This is a genomic window from Microbulbifer halophilus, assembly GCF_026183675.1.
Classification (GTDB): Bacteria; Pseudomonadota; Gammaproteobacteria; order Pseudomonadales; family Cellvibrionaceae; genus Microbulbifer; species Microbulbifer halophilus.
The window spans coordinates 1-1,149 of record NZ_JAPIVK010000087.1; the positions used below are offsets into that span (position 1 = coordinate 1).

The following is a 1,149-nucleotide window of genomic DNA, read 5'->3' on the forward strand; positions in this document are numbered from 1 at the left end:
ATTTAGGCAAAATCGCCAACTGGACAACTAGGCTGACAGAGTGGGACAACCCCCATGAGAAAGTCCAGAGTCACCGAAGAATTCTCTATTATTTCAAGACGTACGTTAACTTTATAGGTTTCGTAAGAGGAGATTCCTTTATCTAGCCTTAGTTTCTCAAAAGCTTCGTCCGTATCGACGGGTAACTTCTGCGCCCCTTTTCTAACGTAAGCGACACCATCTGTTGCCTTTGTTATAGCCGCATTTCGTAGTATCTCTATTTTTAAAACAAGGCCTGTCTCATCCTCACACTCCAAGAAGGTGGTAGATAGAAAGTCTGCCAGTGGCGCAATCTGATTGAGCATCTGTAGAAAGCTGTTGGCCTCTTCAACATCCGAAAAACCATCCCATGTGCGCTCTTTAATTACGCCTCGCTGAGATTCGCGGATACCTACAAAAATCTCACCTCCAGCAGCATTGGCGAAAGCGGACACGGACTGGCTGAGCTTTGATGGGGCTATTTGTTTTGCCTTCAGATCGTAGAAATGATCCTCTTCAATGGCGAGCACTCGATCTCGCTCGTCCTTTCCAATTTGAACTTTCATGACGCTCCCTATTAAAGTTAACGTTGCCAGCTGAGGCGGCCTGCGCTGTTTATGCGCGCAGCGTACAGCCTGGCCTTTTTATGTGCTTTGCTCACTTTCATCTAGAATCTCTTGTGCAGTAACCACATAATGCGTAAGACTTTGCATGCGTTTTAACGTTTTTCGTATCTCCTGTACATGCTTGTTGATTTCCTGATTTATGCCCTTGATGTTTTTACGCAGAAACTCTTCTTGGGATTGATGAAACATAGAAGCCATAAATATTGAATCTTCTATTGTTTGATCCTTCTTGCGCCTGGGAGCTCTTACTCTTGGGTGCGGCATACCGTGGATAGTATGTTGTAAGGACATGTCATGCTCATCCAAGAGAGAGGCAACAACCACCCCATTTCTTTCTTCGAGAACGAAACGACTCTTCGGCAGCTTCTTTTTACTCATAAACTCTCTGGCACATAACGCCGCCAACACGCGCAGATTTGTAGTGGAGGCGAAGCCGCAACGGAAAAACTGTCGCTGTGCTTGGCCTTGTGTACGCCCAGCATGGGCATGAACTAATGGGGTGAAA

At 46.0% G+C, this 1,149-nt stretch carries 2 protein-coding genes; both read right to left on the reverse strand.

All coding sequences use genetic code 11. From position 1 onward, the window contains the following. Nucleotides 1–2: 2 nt before the first annotated feature. On the reverse strand, nt 3–584 hold the full coding sequence (locus tag OQE62_RS19310) for an ATP-binding protein (protein ID WP_265723678.1): 582 nt from the start codon (nt 582–584) through the stop codon (nt 3–5). A gap of 78 nt (nt 585–662) precedes the next feature. Next, nucleotides 663–1,149 (reverse strand): hypothetical protein (locus OQE62_RS19315; RefSeq protein ID WP_265723679.1); only part of this gene is annotated, 487 nt, incomplete at its 5' end.